Raw genomic sequence first — 24,607 nt, forward strand, 5'->3', positions numbered from 1 at the left:
CAAAAGATGATAAGGGTATTGTGAAGCAACCAAAAGATCGGTCAACCGATCAAAAATACCTTAACTGATCGGTGTTAGCTTTTAAAAGCGGCTTTTCATTTAATTCTTAATACTATTTTCGTTTAGTCGGTTTAACACGTTGATTGTGTTTTTTAACTGCTTTACGAATCTGATTAATTTTAGCACGTTTATCTTTGCGCTTTTCAGGCATAACAGAAAGCTTAGTTTGTGTTTCACGACCTAATTTAACTGTTTTACGTAAATAGTTAACGGTTTCTAAATCGTATTCTACCCATCCGCCTTGTGGCACGCGCTTATCTAATTCTAATTTGCCATAACGGATACGAATAAGACGAGATACTTCAACATCTTGTGATTGCCACAAACGACGTACTTCACGGTTACGTCCCTCGTTTAAAGTTACATTATACCAACGGTTTATACCTTCTCCGCCCATTGGATTAACGCTCATAAACTTAGCAGGACCATCTTCTAACTCAACACCACGGGTTAAGTTTTTAATCGTTTCGGCAGTCACTTCACCAAATACACGTGCAGAATATTCACGCTCTACTTCGTAACTTGGATGCATTAAACGATTTGCTAATTCACCATCGTTGGTAAAAAGCATTAAACCCGATGTATTAACGTCTAGTCGACCAACAGCAATCCAACGCTCGCCATCAATACGAGGAAGTCGGTCAAATACAGTACGTCGCCCTTCAGGGTCTTTACGGGTACTTAACTCACCTTCTGGTTTGTTATACATAATTACACGACAGATTCTGTCTGCTTTTTCTTCAATTTTTACAGTGTGTCCGTCAACACGAATTAAATCAGTTTCCTCAACACGGTCACCTAGCTTTGCCACTTTACCATTTACACTAACGCGGTTTGCATCAATGTATTTTTCCATTTCACGGCGTGAGCCTACGCCAGCACGGGCTAGGACTTTTTGTAACTTTTCACCTTGTATAATACTCATTCGGATGGTTCTCTCACAGAAGGATCACTTAATAACTGGTTTATTTTACTCTGCTGTTGCTCTGGCAAGGCAGGTAAGTTATCTAAACCCATTATCGAAAAATAATCTAAAAATTGCTTAGTAGTTGCATATAAAGCCGGTTTACCCGGAACCTCTTTATGCCCTACCACTTTAACCCACTCTCTTTCGAGTAAGGTTTTAATAATATTTGAGCCGGTTGTTACACCTCTTACTTGCTCAATTTCGCCACGTGTAATCGGTTGTTTATATGCAATAAGCGATAACGTTTCAAGTAATGCGCGCGAATACTTAGGCGCACGTTCTTGCCAAAGGTTATTTAACCATGGGCTTAAACTACTACATGCTTGAAAACGATAGCCACTGCCAACTTCAACTAAGCGAATACCACGGGTTTGAAAATGTACTTGTATTGTTTCAATGGCATCGTTAATTCGCGCCATCGTAATAGCCAAATCAGCTAAAACAGTGTCTTTAAGGTGACGTTTACTGACAGGTTTATCTGCAACAAAAATCGCCGCTTCAATGATTTCAATTAATTGCTCATCACTAATTCGCCGACCCGCCATACACACTCTAAACAAATAAAAATACACAGCCATCTATTATGCCAGAACAACACTAAACTAGGAAAATATATCTATCAATTTACCTAATTTAAAACACAAAAAAGCCAGTGAGTGTCACTGGCTTCTAACTTACTCTTTAAAACAACAAATATTAACTGTGTTTAATCGCTTCTAATGCGTCATCTTCAGCTACTGCGTTACCGTATTTTTTAATGTAACCCATAAACTCGCTCTTGCTGATGCGCTTATCTTGGTTTTTATCCATATAACCAAAATGATTTGAAATATCATCATCATTGCCTTCAACTACAGAGATATAGCCATTACTGTCGTTATCTAAGCTTGAAAAGCTGCTTTCAATTTTATCAAATTTAGCAATTTCTGCTTTAAAAGCCGATTCGCTAACCTCAGAATCAGTTGCTACTTTTCCAGTATTAAGCTTCATGTAAGCATTAAATTCTTTGCGGCTTATTTCGTTATCCATGTTGGTGTCAATATTTGAAAAATGACCCCAAATGCTATCGTCATCGGCTTCAACTTTAGAAATAAAACCATCGCTATCGTTATCTAAACTTGCAAAGTCGCTGTCTATTTTCTCAAGACCTTGATTAGATGAACAAGCTGCTAAGCTTAAAGACGCTAAAATAGTGGCTGCTAATGTTAACTTTTTCATAAGACGTATCCTTCGTAATTAATTAAATGTCACTCTATTTAATACAAGTCTGATGCCAATTTAAAATTGGTCAATAAAATCAGTTGGATAGCATTAGTAAGGTTATTTATCAAACAAACTCATATACTTACATAATGAAAGGTTTGCAGAATGTCTGTAATTTTTGCAAAAAAATACCCAGTACATAAATATATACTGAGTATTGTTTTTATTTAATGATGCTAATTAACTTAAAATCTGATTAATAAATTAATTGGAGCATTTATTAGATAGCAGCGTTATGGTAGCGCTTAACAAAGTCGGTTACCTTTTGACCATTACATTTTAATGAGTCTAAGTTGCCTATTTTTTGACGAACTGGCGCTAGACCTTGCTTTAAAGCAGTCATACATAATTGTGTTTCTTGTTGAGCATCTTTTGCAAACACTTCAACCTTAGTCGTTGTTACTTTATTAAAAGTTTCTTTTTTAGCGATATCACGAATATCTTCACCGTTACACAAAATGCTTTGTGAAAAGCGTGATAAATACACACCATGAAGAGCAGCTTCTTTACGAGCAGCAGTAAAACCTTCATTTGCGCTCAATACGCATAACTTAGATTCAATTTTATTGTCTTCGCTAAAGTAAGTATTGCTTTGTGCAGAAACAGTCGTTGATGCTAAAAGTGCAGCGGCTAAAATTAGTTGTGTTTTCATGAGAGATCCTATTTGAACGAGCTAACTAAGTAATTTCGCGCATTATATAGCCAACAATTAACATTTCAACTGAATTTTTTATTTATTTAAAATATTAATACTGCATTAACAATGTTTGATCTTTAAACACCATTTGATCAACATTTACGCAGCTATTTCCTCATTTCAGCCATGTTATGTAGGTGTATTTACTGATACAATTTATCTTATTAAATAGAACTAATTTAAAGGTAAATTCTATGAAAGTGATTTCTTTCAATATCAATGGTCTGCGTGCTCGTCTTCATCAATTACAAGCTATTATCGATAAACATCAACCAGACGTTATTGGGTTGCAAGAAATTAAAGTTCATGACGAAGCGTTTCCACTAGAAGATGTTCAAAAAATGGGATATCACGTTTATTTTCATGGGCAAAAAGCGCATTACGGTGTAGCTATGTTATGCAAAAATGAACCTAAATCGGTCTTAAAAGGCTTTGCAACCGATACAGATGAATCACAAAAACGTATGATCAGTGTCACTGTAGAGCAAGAAAATGGTCGTGATTTAACCGTAATGAATGGTTATTTCCCGCAGGGCGACAATATAAATCACGAAACTAAGTTCCCCTATAAACGCCAATTCTATAAAGACTTAATGACACACCTTGAAACCAACCATACGCCAGAGCAAGACGTCATTGTTATGGGCGATATCAACATATCACCTACTGATTTAGATATTGGTATAGGCGATGTAAATGCTAAACGTTGGTTAAAAACAGGTAAATGCTCTTTCCAACCAGTAGAACGTGAATGGCTAGCTACACTGCTTAATTGGGGCTTTAAAGATACCTTTAGAGAACAAAATCCAAATACAGACGATCAATACTCTTGGTTTGACTATCGCTCAAAAGGTTTTGTAGATAACCGTGGTCTTAGAATAGATGTAGTGCTTGCGACTAACGAATTAGCTGCGCGCTGTATTGATACCGGAATTGATTACGAATTACGTGGTATTGAAAAGCCTTCAGACCACGCGCCTATTTGGTCAACATTTAAAAATAATTAATATGTTGAGCTTACAAGTACAAGGACTGCTTTGGGCTGTTGTTGCTATAGCTAGTTTACTCAGCTTTGATAAGGCTACCTATAAAGCACTTTATAGTACACCTGTTCGCCAAACAGGTGTACTTGCGTGCGCGCTCGTGTTTGCCATTTTATGGCGAATAAAAGCAGGCATACTAACAGGGCTAGATTTACATATTTTAGGCGTAACCGCAGCCACATTAATACTAGGCTGGCGCCTAACTATTTTAAGTAGTTTACTTGCCACTGCCCTATTAGCTAGTTTTGGGCAAATTGAGCCCGAATTACTGCCAGTGCAAATACTTATTGGTGCATTTATACCTATAGCATTGAGCTATTTAGCTTTTATTGTTAGCTATCATTATTTACCACGCCACTTTTTTGTTTATATTTTTGTTTGTGCTTTTATAACAGCAGGATTCATAGCATGTATTAAAATTGCTTTAGGTGCGTTATTTTACCTTTCTATTGGTCAATATAATTGGCAAGAACTTACAGATAACTACGTTTATTTAAGTGCAATAATCTGGTTTCCGGAAGCGATGTTAAATGGAATGGCTATTACTATAATGATCACTTATCGCCCGCATTGGGTAAAAACTTTTTACGATAAGGACTACCTAGACTCATGAGCCTTGAATATCGCTGCCCTCTGTGTAGCAACCCTCTTATAAGAACAAGTAACACACTTAGCTGTGAAAACAGACATAGTTTTGACTTTGCAAAAGAAGGGTATGTAAATTTATTACCTGTGCAACAAAAAAACTCTAAACAACCAGGCGACTCACTAGAAATGGTTCAGGCTAGGCGTGCATTTTTAGAATGTGGCTTTTACGCATTTTTACAAAGTGCACTAGGTCAAATAATTAATACACTAAATGCCGACAATATTATTGATTTAGGATGTGGTGAAGGATTTTATACTCAAGCAATCGCAGCAAACACACAAGCTAATGTGTATGGTGTAGACATATCAAAGTCTGCAATTAAATACGCCGCAAAACGCTATAACAATTGCCATTTTAGCGTTGCATCAATAAGCCAAGCTCCGTTTAAAAGCCAATTTGCTGATGTATTAATAAGTGTGTTTGCACCATTATTTGATCAAGAACTAGCAAGGCTAGCAAAACCAGGCTCAACACTTGTTGTAGCAAGCCCCGGCCCTTGGCACTTAAAAGAACTAAAAAGTTATATTTATTCAAGCGTAAATGAACATACTCAAATAGATATACCAAATGAGTTTATTCAAACTGATCAAATACTACTAACCGAACAAGTAATGCTTAACTTTAACGACGTTAAAAACTTAATTATGATGACACCATTTGCGTGGAAATTTAGACCCGAGCACTGGCTAGCGCTCGAAGAAAAAGGTGAGCACCATGTCACCTTATCATTTTATGTTACTCAGTTTACCAAAACTGCTGGCGATGTAGCTCTCTAAAATTGCTCTTTAGTGAATGCTTTATCCATTTTATCAAACATGTCATTAAGTAAGTTAGCAAGCTCCAAATAACGGGGCTTGTTTTCATTTAGCTGGGTTTGATAGCCATTGGCAACCATTTTTGTATGAAGTTCGTTATACCATTTATGCATAGCAGGCTCTAAGGGAGTTTGCGCCCGTTTTCCCAACCACAATAATCCCTGTAGAGGTAGCGATATAAAAAATAACGCGCTAGCGATCGCTTGAGGTAAAAAATCAGACCCTAAATAATTTAACTGAAAAAATAACGTAAACATGGCTAAAATAGGCATAACTGTAATAGCAAGTTCGGTTGCCTTAATAACTTTAAACTCAGCAAATAAAGGCGCGAGTTCTTTTCGCATAGGCCATTTTTTTGCATACAGTCGACCAGTTTGTACCTGTGACATTACACTTTTTTGAATCATAACTCCTCACCTATACTGCTAAAAACACGATAAATAAAACGGGTTATACTTAAAGTGTAACACAATTTAGCACGGTTTCACTTTCTCTTTAAAAGAGCTTAAATTTACTCTAAAGCATACAATCCTAACTTAAATACCTTAATTAAGGTAAAGTATTTAACATTAAGTTAACGGCTTTGCATTTGATCACTTAATTGTTTTAGCTTTATTTAATACCCTAGTTACAGTGATTACGTATTAACTGCTCACTTACTAAATTTTGTTTATGGGAATTGAAACTATGCCAACAACCTATCCTAAATCACAACACGTTTTAGTGCTAAATAGCGGCAGCTCTAGCTTAAAATTTGCCATTATTGATGCAAATAATGGTCACGAAATTATCTCAGGTTTAGCTGAACGCTTAGGAGGCGAAGCGCCCTCTATAAAGTATAAATACAATGGCGCTAAAACCACTATTGATTTAAAAGCAAATCAAGCACACGAAGAAGCAATTAATACGCTAGTAACATTAATAAAAACACATAAATTAGATGAGCATTTAATTGCGGTAGGTCATCGTGTTGTTCACGGTGGTGAAAACTTTATCAAATCAATACTTATAGACGAAGATGTTATTTCGGGAATTACCCAAGCAGCAACACTTGCTCCTCTGCATGGTCACGCTAATTTACTAGGAATTTCATCTGCAAAAACATCTTTTAAAGGGTTACCTCAAATTGCCGTGTTTGACACCGCCTTTCATCAAACTATGGACGAAGTAGCTTATCTTTATGCCCTTCCCTATAAGTTGTATACCGACTTTGGCGTAAGACGTTATGGCTTTCATGGAACAAGTCATTGCTATGTTGCAGAGCAAGCAGCTCAATTGTTAAATCAACCCATAGAGCAAAGTAACTTTATTAGCGCTCATTTAGGTAATGGCTGCTCTGTATGTGCAATAAAAAATGGTAAAAGTGTTGATACAAGTATGGGTTTAACGCCACTCGCTGGTTTAATTATGGGGATGCGCAGTGGTGATATAGACCCTGGCTTGTTTAATTTTTTAACTACACAACTAAATTATAGTGCGCAACAAATTGACGATTTATTAAATCAAGAAAGCGGTTTGCTGGGAATAAGTGGTCTCTCTAATGATTGTCGTACAATTGAAGAAGCATCACTTAATGGCAATCAAAGAGCAACGCTAGCGCTTGATATGTTTTGCTATCGCCTTTCAAAACAAATTGCAGCTTATATGGTGCCTTTACAACGCCTAGATGCTGTTATTTTTACTGGCGGTATAGGTGAAAATTCAGATCTTATTCGTAAAAAAGTAATATCTCAACTTGCCTTTTTAGGCATTGATTGCGATGAGCAAGCTAATCTTAATGCGCGCTTAGGGCAACAAGGTATTATTAGCTCTGAAAAAGCAAAAATTAAAGCTATCGTTATGTCTACAAATGAAGAATGGGTAATAGCGAACGATGCTGCAAACATAGTAAAGGAGTTTTAAAATGGCACGTCGTATTATGTTAATTCCTGTCTCTACAGGCGTAGGTTTAACTTCTGTGTCTGTTGGTTTAGTGCGAGCGCTTGAGCAAAAAACCGTTAAAGTTAATTTTTTCAAACCAATTGCTCAGCCACGCTCAGGTGAAACCGGCCCCGAAAAATCCACACAAATAGTAACTCAAGGCTCATCAATTAACCCTCCTACCCCCTTCGCGCTTGATTATGCAGAGCAAATGATTGGCGATGGTAAAGGGGATGATCTGTTAGAGGAAATTGTTGAACGTTTTGAGAGTAAAATAAACGACGACGAAGTAGCCATTATTGAAGGAATGGTAACTACTCGACGCCAACCTTATGCTGGGCGCGTTAATCGCGAAATAGCACAAACACTCGGAGCCGAAATTGTATTTGTACTTACACCGGGTAATTACAATATTACACAAATAGAAGATCGCCTTGAAATTGCCGCTGGTAATTATGGCGGTATTGACCACCCAAGAGTTCTAGGCTGTATTTTTAATAAAGTGAATGCACCACTTGATGAAGAAGGCAGAGCTCGCGCCGATTTAGTCGATGCGTATAAACCAGAAGAGCTTGAAAACGAATTAAAGCGCTTAGCTGCTTTACCTATTTTTAGGAAAAATTCGTTTATGTTACTTGGTGCCATCCCGTGGGACTTTGACCTTGTAGCACCTAGGGTAAAAGATTTGAGCGCGTACTTAAAAGCCACAATTATAAACGAAGGCGATATGCTTCACCGCCGCCTGCGTCGTATTACTTTTTGCGCTCGAACTGTTTCAAATATTTTGAATTACTTTACGCCAGGCGCGTTGTTAGTTACCCCAGGGGATCGCTCAGACATACTTGTTGCAGCGTGTTTGTCAGCAATGAACGGTACAAAATTAGGCGCCATATTATTAACCGGAGGGTATGAGCCTGAGCCAAGAATTATGGCGCTGTGCGAGCAAGCTATGCAAACAGGATTGCCTGTACTTGCAACCGAAGCAGACACTTGGCGTACGTCGTTATTGCTGCATAACTTTAATATGGAAGTACCAAGTGATGACGATCAACGTATTGAAAAAGTTAAAAACCATAATGCAGAACATATTAATTCAAACTGGTTAGATACATTAGCTAAAAATGTAGGTAAAACGCGTAAATTATCACCACCCGCATTTCGTTACTTATTAACAAATAAAGCACGCAAGGCTGGTAAAACAATAGTCCTGCCTGAAGGAAACGAACCTCGCACTATAAAAGCCGCCGCTATATGTGGTCAACGTGGTATTGCTAAAACGATATTACTTGGCGATCGCGAAGAAATAATGCGCATTGCTGAACAACAAGGTATAGAACTAAACGAACATGTAAGCATTATTGAGCCTCAAAGCATTATTAATGATTATGTTGCCCCAATGGTCGAAATTCGTAAAAGCAAAGGATTGACTGCGGTTGTAGCACAAGAGCAACTACAAGATAACGTAGTGCTTGGCACTATGATGCTCGAGCAAGGAAAAGTAGATGGTTTAGTATCTGGCGCTGTTAATACCACTGCCAATACAATACGCCCGCCATTACAGTTAATTAAAACAGCACCGGGCTCATCGCTTGTATCATCTATATTTTTTATGCTGCTACCCGATCAAGTATTGGTATACGGGGACTGTGCTATCAACCCAGACCCAAATGCCGATCAATTAGCTGATATAGCAATTCAATCTGCTGACTCAGCTGCAGCATTTGGTATTGAGCCACGCGTTGCCATGATCAGCTACAGTACAGGCACTTCTGGCACAGGTGCCGATGTTGAAAAAGTACGAGAAGCCACAAAAATAGCACAACAAAAACGTCCTGATTTAATTATTGATGGCCCACTTCAATACGACGCTGCTATTATGGAAAATGTAGCACTCAAAAAAGCACCTAACAGCCCTGTTGCCGGCAAAGCAACTGTATTTATATTCCCAGATTTAAATACAGGTAATACAACCTATAAAGCCGTACAACGTAGTGCCGACTTAATAAGTATTGGTCCAATGCTGCAAGGTATGCGTAAACCCGTTAATGATTTAAGCCGTGGTGCTTTAGTAGATGACATTGTATACACAATCGCGCTAACAGCTATTCAAGCGGCTCAAGCCGAAGCACTTAATTAAGCGCCAACACTAACATGTGTTTTTTATAGCCTAGCTGTTATTTATTTAATAATTAACTAGTTAGGCTATTTATACCCAGCAACCCCCACAGTTATCCACAGAAATTGTGGGTAAGTTTTTACTCCCTTCTTTTATCTACTTATTTACTGCTGAGTTAGTCGTTGTTACACCTTTAATTTAAAGCCAATAATCTATACTATAAAGCTATTAATATTGCTGTTTAGCAGGTTTTTAATGTCAAAACAAACATTACAATTACACAGCACCATTTTATCTATACATAGTTTAGATATAGATGCAGATATACCTGCGGCACTTTTAAAGCAATCTCTGTTTTTTATTTCTAAAACCCACGATGAGCTTTCAATTGTGTGTCCGAGTAGTTTTGAAATAAAATGCCTTGATACCGAACCAGACTGGCAAGCCCTGGAAGTTGTAGGTCCACTGGGTTTTTCGTTAACCGGAATTATGGCTAATATTTCAGGAGTATTGGCACGCGCTAAAATTTCTATATTTTCTATTTCAACTTACGATACTGATTATATTCTCATTAAAAAACACACAGTAGATAATGCTATTACCGCATTAAAAAAAGAGGGTTATAACGTGGTGGTAAATTAGCTTATGAAAGCAAAAAAAATTGACTATTTAGCTCAAAATAAAACACCTCTTAGCGCAATAAATATTACCAGCCCGTTTTCAGGTAAAGTAATTGAACTAAAAGAGCACCCAGAGCCTTTTTTTCGTTTTGGAACACTGGGTCCTGGCATTATGGTACAGCTAACAAGTCATAAAATTTTAGCACCGTTTGACGGTACTTTATTACAAGTAAAAAACGCGGGCACTGAGTTTATTTTACAAGCTAAAAATGGTTTAAAAGTTCTGATAAACTTAACTATTCCTGATTCGCAATCAATTACGCACACTCACATAGCCCAGCTAAATGGGAGTAAAATAAATAAAGGTCAACGCCTTGCTTACTTTGATTTACGTGAATTAGATGCCCCAATGCTAGCAAGTTTAATTTTACTTAACGGACACAACCTCGGCACATTTCATTACTCACATTCGCATGTAAATGCGGGTGTAGATACTCTATTAACTATTATTAAGAAGAAGTAGATATATGATCACTCTATACGGCATTAGCAATTGCGATACGATAAAAAAAGCTAAAAAATACTTAACCGATAATAACGTTGAGTTTACCTTTCATGATTACCGCAAAGATGGCGTAAATGAGCAAATGGTGAGTGATTTTGCAGATAAACTCGACTGGGAGCAACTTGTTAATAAACGCGGTACTACTTATCGTGCATTAACAGATGAGCAAAAACAGAGTCTAACTAAAGAAAGTGCAATACCACTTTTAGTGGAACAACCAGCAATGATCAAACGCCCAGTACTCGTAAATAACGGCAGCTACCATTTAGGCTTTAAAGCCGCTCAATACGATGAGATATTTAAATCATGAAAGATGACGTAATTAAACTCGCTCAAGCACTCATTCAGCGAGAATCGGTAACACCAGAAGATGCTGGTTGCCAACAAATGATGAACGACCGCCTTGCTGCAGTTGGCTTTAATATAGAGTCGTTATTTTTTACTGATACATTAAATACATGGGCTCGAAAAGGCACACAATCACCACATTTCTGTTTTGCGGGTCATACTGATGTTGTTCCAACGGGTCCTGAAAAAAACTGGCAACACCCACCATTCTCAGGGTTAATAAAAGACGGCTTATTACATGGTCGTGGCGCTGCTGATATGAAAGGCTCATTAGCGGCAATGCTTGTAGCAACCGAGCGTTTTGTAACTAAAAATCCAGATCATAAAGGCTCGATTTCTTTTTTAATCACCTCTGACGAAGAAGGACCGTTTATAAACGGCACAACACGTGTAATAGATACACTAGAAGCCCGTGGTGAAAAAATAGATATGTGCCTAGTAGGCGAACCCTCTTCTCGCGATGTATTAGGTGATGTTGTTAAAAATGGTCGCAGAGGCTCACTTACTGCTTACTTAACAGTTAAAGGCACACAAGGTCATGTTGCCTACCCGCATTTAGCTCAAAACCCAATTCATTTAGCAACGCCAGTACTTACTGAGCTTAGCCAAACAGTATGGGATAACGGAAACGAATATTTTCCTGCTACTAGCTTTCAAATTTCGAATATAAATGGCGGCACTGGTGCTGGTAATGTGATTCCGGGGGAATTAGAAGTACAGTTTAATTTTAGATTTAGCACCGAAGTAACACATGAGCAATTACAGCAACGTGTGAATGATATTTTACAAAAGCATAATTTAAATTATGAATTAAGTTGGATAGTAAACGGCTTACCTTTTATTACCGAGCACGGTCCACTTGTTGATGCCACAGTCAATGCGATTAAATCGGTAACCGGTTTAACCACTAATCTAGAAACCACGGGTGGTACATCAGACGGTCGCTTTATTGCGCAAACAGGGGCTAAAGTAATTGAACTTGGACCACGTAACGCCACTATTCATAAAGTAGATGAATGCGTAAGTACCGATGACTTAATAGCCCTTGCCGACATTTACGAGCAAATACTAGAGCAACTTTTAGCATAATGGATTTAAACCAATCAACACCAATACTGTGTATTACAGGTCAAAGTGATACACATTTAACTGATATACAAAATCATCGTTTGCATAGCAACATTATTAGCGACTTTTTAGCGCTACAAAGTGCAGCAAAAAATGCGGGATTTGAGCTCACGATTGCATCAAGCTTTCGTGACTTTAATCGTCAATCAATTATTTGGAATAATAAATTTTTAGGTATTCGACCTGTTTTTAATAAACAGCAAGAAATTGCAAATTTGAGCGACCTAAGCGATATAGATAAATGCATTGCTATAATGCTCTACTCTGCATTACCTGGGGCAAGCAGACACCATTTAGGTACCGATTTAGACGTGTTTGATAAAGCAGCCGTGAACGACAATTATAAACTACAGCTAACACCCGATGAATATCAGCAAGGCGGTCCATTTGCTCCTTTAAGTAACTGGTTAGATGACAACTTGGGTAAGTTTGGTTTTTATCGTCCCTATCAACACGATTTAGGCGGCGTAGCACCGGAGCTTTGGCATATAAGCCATATTGAGCAATCACAGTTATTAGTGAATAGGCTTAGCGAACAAGTACTTTTTGAATGTATAAAAAAGAGTGAATTGCAGGGGAAGCAGGCAATACTTGATAACTTACCTGCAATTTATGCACGCTTTGTAACTAACGTAAGCCCCCCACAAAAAGAAGGCTGACGTAAATAATATTAAACTTTCTTTTTATTTAAAATAAATACCAGCACCGCGCCTAATATTAACGAGCTTGCTACAATAAATTCCATTGTTACTTGCTCTGATAAAAACAACACACCGGCAATGGCTGCAAGTACAGGCACACAAAGCTGCACTACAGCAGCTTGTGTACTTTTAAGTAATGGCATTGCCACGTACCAAACGCTATAGCCAATGCCAGAAGCTATCGCACCTGAGGCACACGCAAGCAATATGCCTTCAATACTTACATTTGGTAAATGGCTCATACCAACTAATAATAAAATAGGTATAGCAACTAAGCTTCTTATAAAATTAAAACCTGTAGTGCGCAAAGGCGATACACACACTTTACCTCTAATGCTATAAATGCCCCATGCCACACCACTTAATGCCATAAGCGATGCACCCAGTAATGAAGGCACAGCTGCAGATGGCAGCATTAAATACACAAAACCACCCAGCGCGACTATAAACGCACACCATTGAAGCACACTTAACTGCTCTTTTTTATATATTCCCCAACCAATCATGGTTAGCTGCACTGCAGAAAATAAAATAAGTGCACCGGTGCCTGTATCTAGCTCTACGTATGCAATCGAAAAACAAAGCGCATAAATAAGGAGGCTAATACTGCTTCGCCAGCTTCCTTTATCGCTTAAAATTGCAGAGTTAAATGCACCTTTACGCTTTAAGTTATGGGTATAAATAGCCATTATTATGCCCAAACACGCAGCACCACTTAGCAAACGAATAATAGTAAAATTCCAGGCATCTATATAGCCTTCGGCTAAAGCCATTCTGCAAAAAAGAGAGTTTGCGGCAAATGCAATTAAAGCAATGATTGTATACAGCGTAGCTTTCAAAAGAATTCCTTAACAACAAAACGGATAACAGCGTTATTTAAGTTACCTAAGCAAGTAAATGCTATCTAATTATTGAACAATTATAGTAATTCAAACCCAGTAAACTACTTACTGGTGAGCTTATTTAAACAGGATTATCATTACTGTGCAAAGAGTGTGTTTTGTTTTGATAAATTAAGTAATATTTTTAAAATTAATACTTAATTATTGAACGTATTTTTCAATATAAAGATCTAAATCTCAAACATTTAGTACTTGTATCATCTAAAACAATACAACCTATACCGAGTAATATACCCATTAACACACCGATGAAATTGTTAATTATGTATTCTTTTTAGGTGTACCGTATTCAACAAGACCAATAAAGCCATTTAAGTATTTCAACTTAGTTTATTAAAATTAAAAATTCACGTTTTGTTCACCAACGTTACTCTACGATTTCTTACAATGTTTCGTACATTAAACCCAAAAATATATGTTAATGTGTGAAAGTAAATTAAGAGGAGTGCTCAGTGCGCCGCAGTATAATTTTAAGCTTTTGTTTTATTTTAAGTGGTTGTAGCACCATAGGCTTTAGTGACCTATTTAACGACTATGCCACCCAAATGACACCGGTAAGAAATGCGATCGAGAAAAACAATATCGAAGAAGCGCAGTCCCTTATTGCTAAAAATAGCACTATGCACAGTAGTTATCTTTTAAATCAGTTAGAGCAAGCTCGTATAAACGACTTAGCCAATAACCCTACTGATTCACAAAGTAAATTTGAAAACGTATATACGCAAATGCAAACTAAGCGCGAAGCAGCAAAAATACAGTTAAGTGCTGGGCTTGAACAAAGCAATGCACTGTTTACCAATGACTCAGCTATAACCTATGTGCCGCCAGCTTATGAAATGAGCATGCTACATAGCTACAAAGCACTTAATTATGTATACAAAAATGACGTTGAAGGCGCTTTAGTAGAGATTCGCAGAGCAAATAAAGTACAAGTTGATGCACGTTCAGAAAACCAGTCAGCAATAAATTCAACGGTTCAAGAAGCACAACAGCATTATCCAAGTATGGGCAATGTTACCCGAGACGTAAAAAATGGCTTTCAAAATGCTTATACATTTTATTTATCGGCTTTGCTTTACCAAAGCGTTAAACAATATGACGACGCTTACATTGATTATAAAAAAGCGTTAGATATTCAGCCAAACAATATTTATTTACAACGTGATGTAATGCGCCTCGCTAAAAAACAAGGGTTTGACCAAGACTTAAGTGAATTTAAAAAACGCTTTAGCGATGCACCCAGCATACCGGTAAATCAAGGCGAAGTTATTGTTTTATTTGAACAAGGTTTAGTACCAAAGCAAGATGAATTTAAACTGCGTTTACCAATATACACTTCACGCGGTGATGCTCGTTTTTACAGCCTTGCTATGCCTGTATACAAAGATAATGCGTATATAAGACGACTCAATAACATAAACATAGATACAAACAGCTTAGAATTAAACCCACTTGTTCATATTGAAGCACTTGCAGCAAAAACATTAGAAGATCAAATTCCTGCCAAGGTGGCACGCCAAATTTTGCGCCTAATCGCAAAAGAGAAAGTTCGCGCAGAGCTAGCACGTAGCGCCGGCGATGTTGGGAATATACTCGCAAATATTTATAATTTAGCATCGGAGCAAGCCGACACTCGCAGTTGGCTTACGCTTCCAAATCAAATTAGTGTTGCAAGGCAAAGCCTAGATATAGGCGAGCATTCGTTACAAGTAGGTACTCAAGCGCCTATAAATTTTACCGTTAGTAAGCAAGGGTTAACGTTAATTTACCTAACCTCTGTTAATAACTACTTTAACTACCATGTAGTTCAACTCTAGGAGTCACCATGAAATACATAGTGCCATTATTTGCTGTTTTAATGCTTAGTGCATGTAGCAGCAAACCCGTTACATCAGGTATTGCCGTTGAACAAAATACAAATAAGTTTAACGAACAACTACGTGTTGATAATTCAGATTTAGGTAATAAGCTGGCTATTACTGACGTAAAAACACGTCAAACCAATCAGCTAACCGACGTGGTAGTCACACTTTCGAGTCAATATAAAAAATCGCAGTATCTGCAATATCAATTTAATTGGTTTGATAAAGATGGTTTTGTAATTAAAGGCAACCACTCGCCTTGGCAAGCACTTACACTATTCGGCTTTGCAAAAACACAATTACCGGGTTTAGCGCCAAGCTCTGATGCGGTCACCTTTTCTTTAGCAGTAAGAGAAGTATCTACCGAGTCACAAGAATTTAAAGATTAAAGGAAACAGACATGATCATCAGTAAAAAATTTAAAACAGCATCAACTTATGCTTTAGTTGGTTTAAGTGCTTTAGTATTAAGCGGTTGTGCAAACAAAGCAGTAGTGAGCTACGGCGATGCACAGGCAGTAGAAACAACCGATATAAATTTTGGCTCTACCGACTTACAAAAAGTAGCGAGCCAAATGACCGACTCATTACTAAGCTCACCCGTTGTTGGCACAATGACCGCTAATAAACGCCCTATTGTATTTGTTGAGCGTATTAAAAACAAAACCAGTGAGCATATAGACACAGAGTCAATTACCGATTCTATCTCTACACAAATGCTACGCAGCGGTAAGTTTAGATTTGTTGATATGACTCGTGTTGAATCAGTACGTGAGCAATTAACGTTTCAAAATGAAGATGCACTAATAAACCCTGCAACAGCCGTTGCATTTGGTAAACAGATTGGCGCGCAATATATGTTATACGGCAACCTATCAAGTATCGTTAAATCTAATGCCGATAAATCAGACGTGTACTACAAATTTACCATGCGTTTAATGGATATGGAAAGCGGCCTAGTTGAGTGGGCAGACGAAACTGAAATTCGTAAAACTAAAGAAAAATCAACCTTTGGCTGGTAGCTAATACCAATCTGCTTATATATGGGGTCTATTTAACGTTAAGAAAATTACGCTAGTACTAGGCAAAAATTTTTGTATTTAGTTGTTCTAAATAAAAAATTTTTAACGACGTTATAGCGCAATTTAATTCGTTAAATTGATCAAATATTTATGCAGGTTGGTATAAAAGGAGCAAGTTATGAAAGCAATTACTGTATTAATGTGCGTATTACTTACAATTAGCGCACCTACATTTGCTAAATACGAGCGCAACAAAGCAGTGCCTGTTCAGCAAGTTTTATTTGGTGACGTAAAATCGGTACGCAATATTACCGAACAAGAAATCATTCAAGACAAAAACAACGGCTGGAAAACCTTTGGCGGCGCATTACTGGGCGGTGTTGTAGGTAATCAGTTTGGTGGCGGAAGCGGACGCACTGTTGCCACCATACTTGGTTCTATCATAGGTGGTAACTTAGCGCATAATAGTCAGCAAAAAAGTCATTACGAACAAAGTCATTTTGTAGAGTTGTTGATACAAGTTGAAAATGGAGATCAATTTATGGTCGTTCAAGATCAAGACCAATCAATGCGTTTTAGCAAAGGTGACAACGTAAGGTTAGTATACTTAACCGACAACACTGTTCGGGTAGATAGCGCATATTAAATAGTTATGTCTATTGACGTTTAAAACAAAAACGAGCCTAAACTGGCTCGTTTTTTGTTTATTTATTTTTAAATTAAACTTGGCGGTAATCTTTAAAAAAGCGTTTCATTTTTATCATCGCATCCGACAAATCATCTTTGTTTGGCAAAAATACCAATCTAAAATGATCAGGTTCTGGCCAGTTAAATGCCCTGCCATGCACAAGTAATATTTTTTCGGCTTTGAGTAAATCAAACATCATTTGCTCATCATCTTTAATATTAAAATGTGCGGTATCTACCTTTGCAAACGCATACAACGCCCCTTTTGGCTTTTTACAACTTATGCCCTCAATTGCATTTAGCCCGCGCCATGCAATATCACGCTGCTCGTATAAGCGACCACCAGGGTTAATTAAATTATCAATAGATTGCACGCCACCCAACGCTTGTTGTATGGCGTATTGAGCTGGTACATTTGCGCACAAACGCATAGAGGCAAGTATTTCTAAGCCCTTGCGTAAATCGTCCATTACCGAGGTACGCCCGCTTAATACCATCCAACCCATTCTTAGCCCAGCAGCTCGATATGTTTTAGCCAAACCGTTAAAGGTAATAATTGGTACATCATCGCAAAGCGAGCCAATCGATGTATGGGTTACACCATCGTATAAAATCTTTTCGTAAATTTCGTCACTCAACAACAATAATTTGTGTTCGCGCGCTATATCAATCAATTGCAGTAACAAATCATCACTGTAAACCGCACCAGTTGGATTATTAGGATTAATTAATACCAAAGCTTTAGTTTTTGAGGTGATTTTACTTTTTATATCTGCAATATCCGGAAACCAATCTTGTTCCTCATCACACAAATAATGAACCGGGTTACCACCAGATAATTTAACAGAAGCAGTCCAAAGTGGGTAATCAGGCGCAGGAATAAGTACTTCGTCGCCATTGTTTAATAGCGCCTGAGTAATCATTTGAATAAGTTCGCTAACGCCATTACCAATGTAAATGTTATCAACATCTAAATTGTGTAATCCACGTTGTTGGTAATGCTGATAAATAGCCACGCGGGCTGAGTAGAGGCCTTTAGAGTCACAGTAGCCTTGGGCTGAGTATAAATTGCGGATAATATCGCGGTGCATATCTTCAGGCATATCAAAACCAAAGGCGGCCGGATTACCTATATTTAACTTTAAGACTTTTTGACCTTCGTCTTCCATTTTTTTAGCTTGCGCTAAAACTGGTCCGCGAATGTCATAACATACACCTTCTAATTTGTGACTCTTTTTAATATCAGACATTTTTACCTCTACTAGTGAGTCTTTAGACTAACCTAGTAAAGGCGTAAAATGCCAGCCTATTTAAGCGCTTAATACTGAAATAAATTCACGTTTAGCTTATATTTTTAACGAGATGCTAACCATTCATTTAGCTTAGTTTGAGAGCCAGTTACTTGCGCCATCAAACTATTAGACGCATCGATAGCTTCTGATAAGTTATCCATATTTAAATTTTGCTCAATAACACGAGAAACCTCAGCAAGGCTTGAAGCCCCAAACTGCGCCGCGTTAGACTTTAAGCTATGAGAATGACGAATAGCCGCTTCTCTGTCTTTACCAATGGTTGCCAAAACTTCAGACCCTAAACGTTCAAACTCTGTACAACAAAATTCAAGCGTATCAGCAAATTGTTCACCCAATAACGATTCCATACTTTCTAATGCTGATGTATCAATATTTATTTCTGTCATATTTAAAGCCCTTAAAAACAATCCATGTAAATTACAGTTTAATAGTACTACTTTATATTGATGCGTAAAAAAAACCAACTTAATTACCTTAAAAATGTATAATTATGAGGATCATACTGGCAACTAAAAAGTTTATTAAATGGCACGCACACTTTGTAATCAGTGTAACTTTGCACTCAACACCTGTATTTGCAATGCAATTACAAACACAAAAAACAAAGTCACGGTTATTATTCTACAGCATCCTAGCGAAGAAAAAATAGCAAAAAACACCGCTAAGTTATTGAATTTATGCTTAACTGATTGCCAAATAATCAAAGGTGAAAATAATAACGACTTTTCTATTCTTAAAACACTGCCAGTAAACTCTACCGTTTTACTCTACCCTAATGAAAGCGCTGTAAATTTAGACGACAATAATGTGCAGCCAAGTTTAAAAAATATTACGCACTTAATCGTTGTTGATGGCACATGGAAAAAAGCCTACAAAATTTTGCAGCTCACCACATTGCTAAATCAATTTAAAACGGTCAGTTTTAAACAGTTACCTAAAAATCGTTATGCAATTCGTAAAGCCCCCCGCGCCGACAGCCTATCCACACTTGAAGCCGTAGCGCATAGTTTATTTTTAATAGAGCAGCTAAATCCCGCACCACTTTACAATGTGCTTGATGAATTAATACAAAAACAAACCCAACACATGCCCGAGCACGTAAAAGCACGTTACTTAGATTAAATTCGTTACTATATGAAACTTGCAATGCGTAACTACCCAAACAGATTAAAGCGTGGATTTACTCGCCAAGGTCCCGACTATCGATTTGACGACCAAGTCGACTTTAGCGATATAAGAGACACCTTTGGTTTTAGGTCAATGGTGGTAGGTAAATGGGTAACTAAAGAAGAGCGCTATATTAGCGCCAATTTAATTTACGATGCTCTGGCCGACCTTGCACAAATACTGCATTTACCACCTAAAGCAATTGGCCTGCGCGGGAAGCTTAATTTTGCATTTGGTCATGGTGGTCAAAAAGGCGTGCAAGCGCATTATAATGCAGCCTCTCAAACGCTTGCTCTTGCAAAAAATGCAGGCGGAGGCGCACTTGCTCACGAATGGTTTCATGCGTTTGACCATCATATAAGCGAGCATTTATTTGCAGCAAAACCACGATTTGGTTTTGCCTCAAAACTATGGCTTTCAAACACACCTAATTTATCGCACCCACTTAATAATGCTTTAAACAGTTTTTATAAAAATGTATTTTTAGATGAGCACGGCGTTAATGCTAATAGCTTTGTACAAACATGCATAGAACACGATAAAGCACAAAACATGAATTATATGAGCATGCCAGAAGAACTTGCAGCACGTTGCTTTGAAGCGTGTATTGAGCAGCATTCAAATATAAAAAATAGCTTTTTAGTGGGGGGCTTACAAAGTAGTAATTTAATATACCCAAATATTGGGCATATTAATAAAGCAAATGAAGCGCTTAACCAGTACTTTGAACTATTGGGTTATGCGCTTCATAAAATAGACGAGTAAAAGCTTTATTTAGTGGTTACTTATCGTCACTAATACGACTTGCTACTGCGCTGTTTTGATCTTTATATTTTGCATCTTTACGAATGTTGTATGGGTTTTCACACGGGCCCGATAGCATTTCAAAGCTCATAGCCCCAATTTTCATCAGTGGGCGAAGCGCCAGTGGTAATTTACCTGAGTTGTAAAACTCTAGAACAATATTACCGCTCCAGCCTGGATCTATTCGGTGCGCAGTTACATGCACCATTAAACCTAAACGCGCTAGCGATGAGCGTCCATCTAACCACCCTACTATGTCTGCTGGCAGAGTTACTTTTTCGTGCGTTATAGCAAGTGCAAGTTCACCTGGGTGTAAAAAGAATGCTTCACCTTCAGCAAGCACTATTTCTTCACTCATGATTGATTCCATGGCTTTATTTAACTGATCTTTTGGACCGCTTAAATCGACGTATGCCGCATTATGCGCATTAAAAGTTCTGAATTTATTACCTAATCGCAAATCGGCAGTTACGCCTGAAATCATGTCACTTGTTGGCGCAGGCTCAATAACAATGCGACCATCGCTTAGGTATTCATTAATATGTGTGTCTGAAAGTCTCATTATTTATTAATCTTCTGTAATCACAATTTCAATTGCATTGTGATGCTGTTGATAATAGAGCGTGCTGGCTATAAGCCTCGCTGCTGCGCTGTATGTTTTGCTTATCGCCGCGTCGTTATCGTTGGCAATAAGTTTTCCTTGCTCAGAATATTCACGTATATCTATTGCAAGAGGAATATGGCTAAGTACGGGTACGCCGTGCTTGTGCGCCAGCTTTTGTGCACCGTCTTTACCAAATACGTGGTTAGCTTCACCGCAGTGGCTGCAAATGTAATAACTCATGTTTTCAATTAAGCCCAGCACTGGCACGTTTACTTTATTAAACATAGCAATGCCTTTTTGCGCATCGGCTAGGGCTAAGTCTTGCGGTGTAGTGACAATAACAGTGCCGCTCGCGGGTACTTTTTGGCTCATTGTAAGTTGAATATCACCGGTGCCCGGTGGCATATCCACAATTAAGTAATCAAGCTCGCCCCAATCAGTCTCGTTAAGCAATTGGCTAAGCGCGCCTGACGCCATTGGCCCGCGCCATACGGTGGCATCATCGCTTGGAACTAAAAATCCAATAGACTGCGCTTTAATGCCGTTTGCATCAAAAGGCTGTAGCTGTTTGTTATCTTTAGTGACGGGCTCTGCGCCCACCAAGCCTAAAAGCATTGGAATAGATGGGCCATAAATATCAGCGTCTAAAATACCGACCTTTGCGCCTTCGTTTTTAAGGGCGCCCGCCAAGTTAACGGCAGTAGTCGACTTACCTACTCCGCCTTTGCCTGAGGCAATAAGCACAATATGTTTAATCGCCTTAAACTTAGCTGCCTCTTTAATGATAACCTTGGCGCTAATTGTTACAGGCACATTTAAGCTTTCACTTACGTGTTGCTCAACTAAAGGCATTTCTGATTGCCCAGCAAATGGCAGGGTTAATTTAATGTGTAGTGATTTATCGTCATTTTGAGTAATAGTATTAATGAAGCTTTCGTCAATACCGACGGCAAAAGCCGCACTACGATATGCCGCTAAGGCAGTAATAATCGGTTGTTTTTGCACCGATTTAGAAGAGAATAGTTTCGACAGTCCAAACATAGCAATTAAATAGCGTTTCTTTGATGAAAAGTGCCACGGAATTATGTAACATTCAGGGCATTAACACCAGTCAATTAATAAAAATCCATAAGCTGTGCGTACTCTAAGCAGATAGCTTGTAGATAAATTAATGATAATTGCCGTTTGTATAATAAAAACGGCGTTTTATCCTCAATTCGGAATGATTATGACGCAGCGAAAGATCCTGATTACCAGCGCATTACCTTATGCAAATGGCCCTACTCACTTAGGTCATTTATTGGAATATATTCAAACTGATATTTGGTCACGTTTTCAAAAACTACAGGGCCACGAAGCTTATTATGTTTGCGCAGACGATGCCCACGGCACACCAATTATGCTTAATGCGCAAAAGCAAGGGATCACGCCTGAAGAAGCGGTAAAACAAGTCAGCATAGAGCGCCAACGCGACTTTGCTGACTTTAATATCAAATTTGATAACTACCACAGCACACACAGCCAAGAAAATAAAGAATTAAGCGAGCTTATTTATAACCGCCTAAACGATGCCGGTCATATTAAAAAGCACACTATTTCGCAATTATTCGACCCTGAAAAAGGTATTTTCTTACCCGATCGTTTTGTAACAGGTACTTGCCCAACGTGTAAGTCTGAAAACCAAAACGGCGACAGTTGTGATTCATGTGGTGCTACATACAGCCCTACAGATTTAATCAACCCACGTTCTGTAATGTCGGGCGCTGAGCCTGTACTTAAAGATTCTGAGCATTACTTTTTTGACCTGCCAGCATTTGAAGGCATGCTAAAAGAATGGCTACACTCGGGCACTATTCAACAAGAAATGGCTAACAAGCTAGACGAATGGTTTACCGATGGCCTGCAGCAATGGGATATTAGCCGCGATGCACCTTATTTTGGTTTTGAAATTCCAAATGCACCGGGCAAATATTTTTACGTTTGGTTAGATGCCCCTATTGGTTACATGGCGAGCTTTAAAAACCTGTGTGACAAAACAGGCATTAACTTTGATGAGTTTTGGGCTGAAGGTTCAGACGCTGAGCTTTATCACTTTATTGGTAAAGACATCATTTATTTCCACAGCTTATTTTGGCCAGCAATGCTAGAAGGCGCTAATTTTAGAAAGCCAACTAACGTATTCGCTCATGGTTTTGTCACTGTAAATGGCGAAAAAATGTCTAAATCAAAGGGTACGTTTATTAAAGCGCGTACTTATTTAGATAACTTAAACCCAGAGTACTTACGTTACTACTACGCAGCAAAATTAAGCAGCGGTATTGTTGATCTTGATTTAAACCTAGAAGACTTTGCACAGCGCGTAAATTCAGACCTAGTAGGTAAAGTAGTAAACATAGCGAGCCGTTGTGCTGGCTTTATTACTAAAAAGTTTGATGGCAAGCTAAGCAGCACTATTATGCAACCAGAGCTATTAGCAGAGTTTCAAGCGGCTGCACCTAGCATTACAACACACTATGAGAATCGCGATTACAGCCGCGCAATTCGCGAAATAATGGCGCTTGCCGACAAAGCAAACCAATTTATTGATGGCGCAGCACCTTGGGTATTAATTAAAGACGAAACTAAGCAACAAGAAGCACACGAAGTGTGTTCTCTTGGTCTTAACTTATTCCGCGTTTTAATTACTTACTTAAAACCAGTGCTACCAGAAATGGCCGACAACGTACAAGCATTTTTAAATGACGACCTTGCATGGGACGGCGTTCAAAATGCACTCGTAAGCCACCCTATCAATAAATTCAAACCGTTAATGCAACGTGTTGAAATGGATAAAGTAAATAAAATGGTTGAAGAATCTAAAGAAAGCTTAGCGCCAAAAGTAACTATTGACCCTAACAGCCCACTTGCAAAAGAGCCTATTAGCGACGAAATAGAATTTGATGACTTTGCAAAAGTAGACTTACGCGTAGCTAAAATTGCTAAAGCAGAGCACGTAGAAGGCGCTGATAAACTACTTAAGCTAACACTTGATTTAGGCGGCGAAACTCGCCAAGTGTTTGCGGGTATTAAATCGGCTTACGCACCAGAGGATCTTGAAGGTAAGTTAACCGTTATGGTCGCTAACCTTAAGCCTCGTAAAATGCGCTTTGGTATGTCTGAGGGCATGGTATTAGCAGCAGGTCCTGGCGGAAAAGAAATTTATATTCTTAACCCAGATGACGGCTCAGAGCCTGGTATGCGCGTAATGTAAGCTAACGCTTAATAACCCATCTAAAAACCGCTGATACTGTCAGCGGTTTTTTTATAGGCTTCCCTATTTGCTTTATAAGCATTATTTAAATAATATCAGTGTATT

Annotated in this window: 27 protein-coding genes; 17 read left to right on the forward strand and 10 right to left on the reverse strand. The window is 38.2% G+C overall.

The annotated features are described in order from the left end of the window. Window positions 1-112: 112 nt before the first annotated feature. The 4 genes from rluB to I6F65_RS01590 form a co-directional block, all read right to left on the reverse strand. Window positions 113-985: a 23S rRNA pseudouridine(2605) synthase RluB gene (rluB, locus tag I6F65_RS01575; RefSeq protein WP_024609757.1), complete on the reverse strand. Its 873-nt coding sequence runs from the start codon at window positions 983-985 to the stop codon at window positions 113-115. Next, window positions 982-1,572, reverse strand: a complete 591-nt coding sequence (gene scpB, locus I6F65_RS01580) for an SMC-Scp complex subunit ScpB (protein ID WP_024609758.1) — start codon at window positions 1,570-1,572, stop codon at window positions 982-984. Before scpB ends, rluB begins: the two co-directional genes overlap by 4 nt. A gap of 151 nt (window positions 1,573-1,723) precedes the next feature. Beyond that, window positions 1,724-2,245, reverse strand: a complete 522-nt coding sequence (locus tag I6F65_RS01585) for an EF-hand domain-containing protein (protein ID WP_024609759.1) — start codon at window positions 2,243-2,245, stop codon at window positions 1,724-1,726. Window positions 2,246-2,510: 265 nt separating this feature from the next. Continuing rightward, window positions 2,511-2,942, reverse strand: a complete 432-nt coding sequence (locus tag I6F65_RS01590) for a hypothetical protein (RefSeq protein ID WP_024609760.1) — start codon at window positions 2,940-2,942, stop codon at window positions 2,511-2,513. Between the two features lie 239 nt (window positions 2,943-3,181). Here I6F65_RS01590 and xthA point away from each other — a divergent pair, with 239 nt between their 5' ends. Genes xthA through I6F65_RS01605 form a run of 3 tightly spaced genes read left to right on the forward strand, consistent with a single transcriptional unit; the run spans window position 3,182 to window position 5,455 of the window. Beyond that, on the forward strand, window positions 3,182-3,994 hold the full coding sequence (xthA, locus tag I6F65_RS01595; RefSeq protein ID WP_166113368.1) for an exodeoxyribonuclease III: 813 nt from the start codon (window positions 3,182-3,184) through the stop codon (window positions 3,992-3,994). Between the two features lies 1 nt (window position 3,995). Next, the gene (locus I6F65_RS01600; protein ID WP_024609762.1) at window positions 3,996-4,643 is read left to right on the forward strand and encodes an energy-coupling factor ABC transporter permease; all 648 of its coding nucleotides are present in this window, start codon (window positions 3,996-3,998) and stop codon (window positions 4,641-4,643) included. After that, on the forward strand, window positions 4,640-5,455 hold the full coding sequence (locus I6F65_RS01605) for a putative RNA methyltransferase (protein WP_024609763.1): 816 nt from the start codon (window positions 4,640-4,642) through the stop codon (window positions 5,453-5,455). The genes I6F65_RS01600 and I6F65_RS01605 overlap by 4 nt, the downstream gene beginning before the upstream one ends. On the opposite strand, the gene yfbV is transcribed toward I6F65_RS01605, so the two are convergent. After that, window positions 5,452-5,898 (reverse strand): terminus macrodomain insulation protein YfbV, encoded by a 447-nt coding sequence (yfbV, locus tag I6F65_RS01610; RefSeq protein WP_024609764.1) that lies wholly within the window; start codon window positions 5,896-5,898, stop codon window positions 5,452-5,454. The genes I6F65_RS01605 and yfbV overlap by 4 nt on opposite strands. Window positions 5,899-6,181: 283 nt before the next feature. Here yfbV and I6F65_RS01615 point away from each other — a divergent pair, with 283 nt between their 5' ends. The 7 genes from I6F65_RS01615 (at window position 6,182) to I6F65_RS01645 (ending at window position 12,850) form a co-directional block, all read left to right on the forward strand. Then, on the forward strand, window positions 6,182-7,396 hold the full coding sequence (locus I6F65_RS01615; protein WP_197111199.1) for an acetate kinase: 1,215 nt from the start codon (window positions 6,182-6,184) through the stop codon (window positions 7,394-7,396). Between the two features lies 1 nt (window position 7,397). Next, on the forward strand, window positions 7,398-9,551 hold the full coding sequence (gene pta, locus I6F65_RS01620) for a phosphate acetyltransferase (RefSeq protein ID WP_197111201.1): 2,154 nt from the start codon (window positions 7,398-7,400) through the stop codon (window positions 9,549-9,551). Window positions 9,552-9,785: 234 nt separating this feature from the next. Then, window positions 9,786-10,172 carry an ACT domain-containing protein gene (locus I6F65_RS01625; RefSeq protein WP_024609767.1) on the forward strand — a complete coding sequence of 129 codons (387 nt, stop codon included), beginning with the start codon at window positions 9,786-9,788 and terminating at the stop codon, window positions 10,170-10,172. 3 nt (window positions 10,173-10,175) lie between these two features. Next, entirely contained in the window at window positions 10,176-10,673 is a 498-nt protein-coding gene (locus I6F65_RS01630) for a PTS glucose transporter subunit IIA (protein WP_024609768.1), read from the forward strand. A gap of 4 nt (window positions 10,674-10,677) precedes the next feature. Continuing rightward, a complete protein-coding gene (locus tag I6F65_RS01635; protein ID WP_024609769.1) occupies window positions 10,678-11,025 on the forward strand; it encodes an ArsC family reductase in 348 nt (115 codons plus the stop codon). After that, on the forward strand, window positions 11,022-12,152 hold the full coding sequence (gene dapE, locus I6F65_RS01640; RefSeq protein WP_197111210.1) for a succinyl-diaminopimelate desuccinylase: 1,131 nt from the start codon (window positions 11,022-11,024) through the stop codon (window positions 12,150-12,152). Before I6F65_RS01635 ends, dapE begins: the two co-directional genes overlap by 4 nt. Continuing rightward, window positions 12,152-12,850 carry a M15 family metallopeptidase gene (locus tag I6F65_RS01645; protein WP_197111212.1) on the forward strand — a complete coding sequence of 233 codons (699 nt, stop codon included), beginning with the start codon at window positions 12,152-12,154 and terminating at the stop codon, window positions 12,848-12,850. The genes dapE and I6F65_RS01645 overlap by 1 nt, the downstream gene beginning before the upstream one ends. A gap of 11 nt (window positions 12,851-12,861) precedes the next feature. Here I6F65_RS01645 and I6F65_RS01650 read toward each other — a convergent pair whose 3' ends face one another. Next, window positions 12,862-13,731 (reverse strand): DMT family transporter, encoded by an 870-nt coding sequence (locus I6F65_RS01650; protein ID WP_024609772.1) that lies wholly within the window; start codon window positions 13,729-13,731, stop codon window positions 12,862-12,864. Between the two features lie 515 nt (window positions 13,732-14,246). Between I6F65_RS01650 and I6F65_RS01655 the strand changes: the two genes are divergently transcribed. From I6F65_RS01655 to I6F65_RS01670, 4 genes are all read left to right on the forward strand, one after another. Further along, window positions 14,247-15,611 carry a COG3014 family protein gene (locus tag I6F65_RS01655; protein WP_024609773.1) on the forward strand — a complete coding sequence of 455 codons (1,365 nt, stop codon included), beginning with the start codon at window positions 14,247-14,249 and terminating at the stop codon, window positions 15,609-15,611. 8 nt (window positions 15,612-15,619) lie between these two features. Beyond that, window positions 15,620-16,045 (forward strand): YcfL family protein, encoded by a 426-nt coding sequence (locus I6F65_RS01660; RefSeq protein WP_024609774.1) that lies wholly within the window; start codon window positions 15,620-15,622, stop codon window positions 16,043-16,045. Window positions 16,046-16,056: 11 nt separating this feature from the next. Further along, window positions 16,057-16,677 (forward strand): penicillin-binding protein activator LpoB, encoded by a 621-nt coding sequence (lpoB, locus tag I6F65_RS01665; RefSeq protein ID WP_024609775.1) that lies wholly within the window; start codon window positions 16,057-16,059, stop codon window positions 16,675-16,677. Between the two features lie 178 nt (window positions 16,678-16,855). Next, window positions 16,856-17,323 (forward strand): glycine zipper 2TM domain-containing protein, encoded by a 468-nt coding sequence (locus I6F65_RS01670; protein WP_197111214.1) that lies wholly within the window; start codon window positions 16,856-16,858, stop codon window positions 17,321-17,323. Between the two features lie 73 nt (window positions 17,324-17,396). Here the strand turns inward: I6F65_RS01670 and I6F65_RS01675 are convergent, their stop codons facing one another. Then, a complete protein-coding gene (locus I6F65_RS01675) occupies window positions 17,397-18,614 on the reverse strand; it encodes a pyridoxal phosphate-dependent aminotransferase (RefSeq protein WP_024609777.1) in 1,218 nt (405 codons plus the stop codon). A 104-nt stretch (window positions 18,615-18,718) separates the two neighbouring features. Further along, the gene (locus I6F65_RS01680) at window positions 18,719-19,063 is read right to left on the reverse strand and encodes an Hpt domain-containing protein (protein WP_024609778.1); all 345 of its coding nucleotides are present in this window, start codon (window positions 19,061-19,063) and stop codon (window positions 18,719-18,721) included. Between the two features lie 139 nt (window positions 19,064-19,202). Between I6F65_RS01680 and I6F65_RS01685 the strand changes: the two genes are divergently transcribed. Both I6F65_RS01685 and I6F65_RS01690 read left to right on the forward strand, forming a co-directional pair. After that, entirely contained in the window at window positions 19,203-19,799 is a 597-nt protein-coding gene (locus tag I6F65_RS01685; protein WP_024609779.1) for a tRNA-uridine aminocarboxypropyltransferase, read from the forward strand. A 24-nt stretch (window positions 19,800-19,823) separates the two neighbouring features. After that, entirely contained in the window at window positions 19,824-20,609 is a 786-nt protein-coding gene (locus I6F65_RS01690; RefSeq protein WP_166113428.1) for a CLCA_X family protein, read from the forward strand. Window positions 20,610-20,625: 16 nt separating this feature from the next. Here I6F65_RS01690 and dcd read toward each other — a convergent pair whose 3' ends face one another. Both dcd and apbC read right to left on the reverse strand, forming a co-directional pair. Next, entirely contained in the window at window positions 20,626-21,210 is a 585-nt protein-coding gene (gene dcd / locus I6F65_RS01695) for a dCTP deaminase (protein ID WP_166113389.1), read from the reverse strand. A gap of 6 nt (window positions 21,211-21,216) precedes the next feature. Then, a complete protein-coding gene (gene apbC, locus I6F65_RS01700) occupies window positions 21,217-22,293 on the reverse strand; it encodes an iron-sulfur cluster carrier protein ApbC (RefSeq protein ID WP_010554232.1) in 1,077 nt (358 codons plus the stop codon). Between the two features lie 187 nt (window positions 22,294-22,480). Here apbC and metG point away from each other — a divergent pair, with 187 nt between their 5' ends. Then, window positions 22,481-24,502, forward strand: a complete 2,022-nt coding sequence (gene metG / locus I6F65_RS01705) for a methionine--tRNA ligase (protein ID WP_024609476.1) — start codon at window positions 22,481-22,483, stop codon at window positions 24,500-24,502. Window positions 24,503-24,607 lie beyond the last annotated feature (105 nt).

The organism is Pseudoalteromonas sp. SWXJZ94C (assembly GCF_015864385.1).
GTDB lineage: Bacteria > Pseudomonadota > Gammaproteobacteria > Enterobacterales > Alteromonadaceae > Pseudoalteromonas.

Coding starts and splice junctions, on each gene's coding strand:
- rluB (WP_024609757.1), bottom strand. CDS start 985: ATGAGTATTATACAAGGTGAAAAGTTACAAAAAGTCCTAGCCCGTGCT.
- scpB (WP_024609758.1), bottom strand. CDS start 1,572: ATGGCGGGTCGGCGAATTAGTGATGAGCAATTAATTGAAATCATTGAA.
- I6F65_RS01585 (WP_024609759.1), bottom strand. CDS start 2,245: ATGAAAAAGTTAACATTAGCAGCCACTATTTTAGCGTCTTTAAGCTTA.
- I6F65_RS01590 (WP_024609760.1), bottom strand. CDS start 2,942: ATGAAAACACAACTAATTTTAGCCGCTGCACTTTTAGCATCAACGACT.
- xthA (WP_166113368.1), top strand. CDS start 3,182: ATGAAAGTGATTTCTTTCAATATCAATGGTCTGCGTGCTCGTCTTCAT.
- I6F65_RS01600 (WP_024609762.1), top strand. CDS start 3,996: ATGTTGAGCTTACAAGTACAAGGACTGCTTTGGGCTGTTGTTGCTATA.
- I6F65_RS01605 (WP_024609763.1), top strand. CDS start 4,640: ATGAGCCTTGAATATCGCTGCCCTCTGTGTAGCAACCCTCTTATAAGA.
- I6F65_RS01615 (WP_197111199.1), top strand. CDS start 6,182: ATGCCAACAACCTATCCTAAATCACAACACGTTTTAGTGCTAAATAGC.
- pta (WP_197111201.1), top strand. CDS start 7,398: ATGGCACGTCGTATTATGTTAATTCCTGTCTCTACAGGCGTAGGTTTA.
- I6F65_RS01625 (WP_024609767.1), top strand. CDS start 9,786: ATGTCAAAACAAACATTACAATTACACAGCACCATTTTATCTATACAT.
- I6F65_RS01630 (WP_024609768.1), top strand. CDS start 10,176: ATGAAAGCAAAAAAAATTGACTATTTAGCTCAAAATAAAACACCTCTT.
- I6F65_RS01635 (WP_024609769.1), top strand. CDS start 10,678: ATGATCACTCTATACGGCATTAGCAATTGCGATACGATAAAAAAAGCT.
- dapE (WP_197111210.1), top strand. CDS start 11,022: ATGAAAGATGACGTAATTAAACTCGCTCAAGCACTCATTCAGCGAGAA.
- I6F65_RS01645 (WP_197111212.1), top strand. CDS start 12,152: ATGGATTTAAACCAATCAACACCAATACTGTGTATTACAGGTCAAAGT.
- I6F65_RS01660 (WP_024609774.1), top strand. CDS start 15,620: ATGAAATACATAGTGCCATTATTTGCTGTTTTAATGCTTAGTGCATGT.
- lpoB (WP_024609775.1), top strand. CDS start 16,057: ATGATCATCAGTAAAAAATTTAAAACAGCATCAACTTATGCTTTAGTT.
- I6F65_RS01670 (WP_197111214.1), top strand. CDS start 16,856: ATGAAAGCAATTACTGTATTAATGTGCGTATTACTTACAATTAGCGCA.
- I6F65_RS01675 (WP_024609777.1), bottom strand. CDS start 18,614: ATGTCTGATATTAAAAAGAGTCACAAATTAGAAGGTGTATGTTATGAC.
- I6F65_RS01680 (WP_024609778.1), bottom strand. CDS start 19,063: ATGACAGAAATAAATATTGATACATCAGCATTAGAAAGTATGGAATCG.
- I6F65_RS01685 (WP_024609779.1), top strand. CDS start 19,203: ATGGCACGCACACTTTGTAATCAGTGTAACTTTGCACTCAACACCTGT.
- I6F65_RS01690 (WP_166113428.1), top strand. CDS start 19,824: ATGCGTAACTACCCAAACAGATTAAAGCGTGGATTTACTCGCCAAGGT.
- dcd (WP_166113389.1), bottom strand. CDS start 21,210: ATGAGACTTTCAGACACACATATTAATGAATACCTAAGCGATGGTCGC.
- apbC (WP_010554232.1), bottom strand. CDS start 22,293: ATGTTTGGACTGTCGAAACTATTCTCTTCTAAATCGGTGCAAAAACAA.
- metG (WP_024609476.1), top strand. CDS start 22,481: ATGACGCAGCGAAAGATCCTGATTACCAGCGCATTACCTTATGCAAAT.